The organism is Streptomyces sp. NPDC056347 (genome assembly GCF_042262625.1).
Classification (GTDB): Bacteria; Actinomycetota; Actinomycetes; order Streptomycetales; family Streptomycetaceae; genus Streptomyces.
On sequence record NZ_JBHJQP010000307.1, the window covers coordinates 1 to 3,769 of the forward strand.

The following is a 3,769-nucleotide window of genomic DNA, read 5'->3' on the forward strand; positions in this document are numbered from 1 at the left end:
GGCGCCGTCCCGCCGCCGCATCCGCTGACGTGAAGGGCGTCGGAACCCGGTGCCCGGGCACGTTCGCGGTCCATGCCCAGCAGCGGCGGAAGCCGCGCGGGACACCGACGGCGTGCTCGCCGTCGTCCGTGAACGGCAGCAGCACGCGGCACCGGCCGCCCCGCCGACGGGGTCCGGGCGGTGTCCGTACCCGACTCCCGCGGCTCTTCCCCGCGAACGGCGGCCGGGTCCTGCTCCGGGAGGTCCGCCGAGGGCACCCTCGGCGCCGTCCCGGCCCCGGTGATCAGGCGTCGATCACCGCCGCTCGTACGCACAGGACGTCCGGCAGATGGGAGGCGAGCTGCTGCCAGCTGTCGCCGTCGTCCGCGCTCGCGTACACCTCGCCGTTGCGGTTGCCGAAGTAGACACCCGCCGGATCGGCGTCGTCGGTGCACAGGGCGTCGCGCAGCACGGTGCCGTAATGCGTCTCCTCGGGCAGGCCCGTCGACAGCGGCTCCCAGGTGGCTCCCGCGTCGCCGGTGCGGAACACCCGGCAGCGGTGCCCGGCCGGCACCCGGTCGCTGTCGGCGTTGATCGGGAAGATGTACACGGTGTTCGCGCGGTGCGGGTGGGCGGCCGCGGCGAAGCCGAAGTCGGACGGGAGACCCTGGCCGATGTCGGTCCAGTGGTCCCCCGAGTCGTCGCTGCGGAAGACGCCCCAGTGGTTCTGGAGGTAGAGCCGGTCGGGATCGGCCGCGTCCCTGGTCACCTTGTGGACGCACTGGCCGAACTCCGGGTCGGGATCGGGGAGGAAGACCGCGGACACCCCCCTGTTCGACGGGGCCCAGCTCGCGCCGCCGTCCCTGGTGCGGAACACCCCGGCCGCGGAGACCGCCACGGTCACGGCGCGGGCGTCCCGTGGGTCCGTCAGGATGGTGTGCAGTCCCTCACCGCCGCCGCCCGGCACCCATCGGGAGCGTGTCGGATGCTCCCACAGCGGGCGGATCAGCTCGAACGACTCCCCGCCGTCCTCGGACCGGAACAGCGCGGCGGGCTCGGTGCCCGCGTACACCACGCCGGGGGCCTCGGGGCCGGCCGGCTGCAGCTGCCAGACCCGCTCCAGGGATGTCCCGGTGAACGGGGGGAACTTGACGGCGGGTCTCTCCGGCTCGATCCAGCTCCGGCCCAGGTCGTCGGAGTGGAAGACCGACGGGCCCCAGTGCGCGCTGTCACCCCCGGCGAGCAGCCGCGGGACCCTTCCGCGGGTGTCGACGGCCACCGAATAGATGGCCTGGGCATTGAAGTGCGGGCCGTCGAACTCCCACGTACCCCCGTGTCTGCGGCCGATGAAGAGTCCCTTGCGGGTGCCCACGGTGAGCAGTACGTCGGTCATGGCCGAACCTCCCGAAACGCCGTTGTGCCGGATACGGGCCAGTCTGCACCCCGCCACCGACACGGGCCCGCCGCCGACACCCGGGCCGCTACGGCTCTACCCGGGTTGGCCGGTCCCGTCCGCGCAGGTCAGGACCCACGTGATGCTGCCGTCGTCCTCCGTGATGTCCCGGACGTGCCGATAACCGATCCGGTCCAGCAGGGTCAGGGACGCGGTGTTCCCGGCGGCCACCGTGGCGTGCACCTCGGGCAGCCCGAGCGTGTCGAACCCGTACCGGGTCAGGGCCCGCGCGATCTCGGTACCGAAGCCCCGGCCCCACGCCGTGGCGACGAGCGCGTACACGATCTCCTGGCCGCCCACGCTCGCGGACTGCTTGATCTCCGCGTGGCCGACGTAGCGGCCGTCGTGCCGGACCGCCCAGACGTCGAACAGCTCCTGTGCGTACACCTTGCTGAAGATCCGTCCGAACAGGGCGCGGTCCTCGGCCTCGGTCTGGAGGCCTTCCCCCATCCACCGGGCGACCGACGCGTCCTGGAACAGTCCGACGAAGTCCTCCTCGTCGGCGGGGGTGTACGGGGTCATGTGAAGGCGCGCGGTGTGCAAGGCCGTGGTCGTCATGACCGCGACGCTACGCACGACCACCCGTGGTCCACAACGCAATACCGGTGATGCGCGACGCAAGTGGCGCCGAGGGCCCGCCGGCCCGCAGTCTGGACCCGGCCGACGGGCCGACGGACCGCGTCGGCCGGGCGAATTGAGGAGCGGAGCGATGACGAGCGGTATCGAGGACGCCGAGGGGCGCGGAACGGCTGTGGACGTGAGCGCCGTCGGTGCGCGGGTCGGGATCAGGGCCGTGGGGCCCGCGGGTGACATGTCGCTGCTCTGCGGCCCCGAACGGGCCCGGGAGCTGGCGGCGGCGCTCCTCGGAGCGGCGGACGAGGCCGAGCACGCCGACGCCGGGCGGCCCGTGACCGTCAAGGCGTGCGAACTGCGCCGCGGGGACGTACGGGACGGCGAGGGGGTCATGACGGTGGACGGCGTCAGGGTCGACGGAGCCACCGCGCAGGTCACCTGGCGGTCCGGGGCCGGGCGGAGCTGGACCCAGGGCTACGACGCGGATGCCGCGATCACGCTCCGGCGGCGCGGCGAGCGGCGGTGACCCGGCCCGGCGGCGATGCGCGAGGACCGCGGAAGGAGCGGACCCTTGTACGAAGGGCATCATAATTTGACAGGTGTCGTAGTACGAGATGTATCGTACTAACGATTCTTCTTGCAGCCGTCGAAACGGAGCCCGACGTGAGTGCCCTCTTCGAGCCGTACACCCTGCGGTCGCTCGTTATTCCCAACCGGATCTGGATGGCGCCGATGTGCCAGTACAGCGCCGCACCGGACGGGCCGCAGGCCGGAGTCGCCACCGACTGGCACTTCGCCCACCTCGCTGCCCGCGCCATCGGTGGAACGGGGCTCATCCTCACCGAGGCGACGGCCGTCAGCCCCGAGGGCCGGATCAGCCCGGGAGACCTCGGCATCTGGAACGACACCCAGGTCGCCGCGCTCCGCCGGATCACGGAGTTCATCAAGGGGCAGGGCTCCGTCCCGGGCATCCAGCTCGCACACGCCGGACGCAAGGCGTCCACGGCGGCTCCCTGGCTGGGCGGCGAACCGGTCGGCCCCGAAGCGCACGGCTGGACGCCGGTCGCCCCGAGCCCGCTGCCGTTCGACGACGGCCACCCCGTACCGCACGAGCTGACCACGGACGAGATCCGCAGGGTCGTCGACAGCTTCCGCGAGGCGGCGCGCCGCGCCCTCGAAGCGGGGTTCCAGGTCGCCGAGGTGCACGGCGCCCACGGCTACCTCGTCGGTCAGTTCCTCTCCCCGCACAGCAACCGGCGCACCGACAAGTACGGCGGCAGCTTCGAGAACCGCACCCGCCTCGCCCTGGAGATCGTCGACGCGGTCCGCGAGGTCTGGCCGCAGGAGCTCCCCGTCCTCTTCCGGATCTCCGCCACGGACTGGCTCACGGAGAACGAGGAGGACGAGCGCGAGGGCTGGACGGTCGACGAGACGGTGCGCCTGGCCGGGCTGCTCCAGGCGCACGGCGTCGACCTGCTGGACGTCTCCAGCGGCGGCAACGCCCCGCGCGCCCGCATCACGACCGGGCCGGGCTATCAGGTCCCCTTCGCCGAGCGGGTCCGGGCCGAGACCTCGCTCCCGGTGGCGGCGGTGGGCCTGATCACCGAGCCGCAGCAGGCGGAGAAGATCCTCACCGAGGGACGGGCGGACGCCGTCCTCCTCGGCCGCGAACTCCTGCGCAACCCGTCGTGGGCCCAGCAGGCGGCCCGCGAACTGGGCGGTGAGCTGCGGACCCCGGAGCAGTACCTCCGCGCGGTCTGATCC

4 protein-coding genes are annotated in these 3,769 nt (G+C 72.8%); 2 read left to right on the forward strand and 2 right to left on the reverse strand.

Annotated elements, in window-relative coordinates:
- Positions 1–283: 283 nt before the first annotated feature.
- On the reverse strand, positions 284–1,372 hold the full coding sequence (locus ACFCV8_RS35670; protein ID WP_376689712.1) for a WD40/YVTN/BNR-like repeat-containing protein: 1,089 nt from the start codon (positions 1,370–1,372) through the stop codon (positions 284–286).
- Positions 1,373–1,468: 96 nt separating this feature from the next.
- Entirely contained in the window at positions 1,469–1,990 is a 522-nt protein-coding gene (locus ACFCV8_RS35675; RefSeq protein ID WP_376689713.1) for a GNAT family N-acetyltransferase, read from the reverse strand.
- A 151-nt stretch (positions 1,991–2,141) separates the two neighbouring features.
- On the opposite strand from ACFCV8_RS35675, the gene ACFCV8_RS35680 reads away from it, so the two are divergent.
- Both ACFCV8_RS35680 and ACFCV8_RS35685 read left to right on the forward strand, forming a co-directional pair.
- Complete coding sequence (locus tag ACFCV8_RS35680) at positions 2,142–2,531, forward strand: hypothetical protein (RefSeq protein ID WP_376689714.1); 390 nt, start codon at positions 2,142–2,144, stop codon at positions 2,529–2,531.
- 137 nt (positions 2,532–2,668) lie between these two features.
- Positions 2,669–3,766, forward strand: coding sequence for an NADH:flavin oxidoreductase/NADH oxidase (locus ACFCV8_RS35685; RefSeq protein WP_376689715.1), 1,098 nt, complete (start codon positions 2,669–2,671; stop codon positions 3,764–3,766).
- Positions 3,767–3,769: the final 3 nt, after the last annotated feature.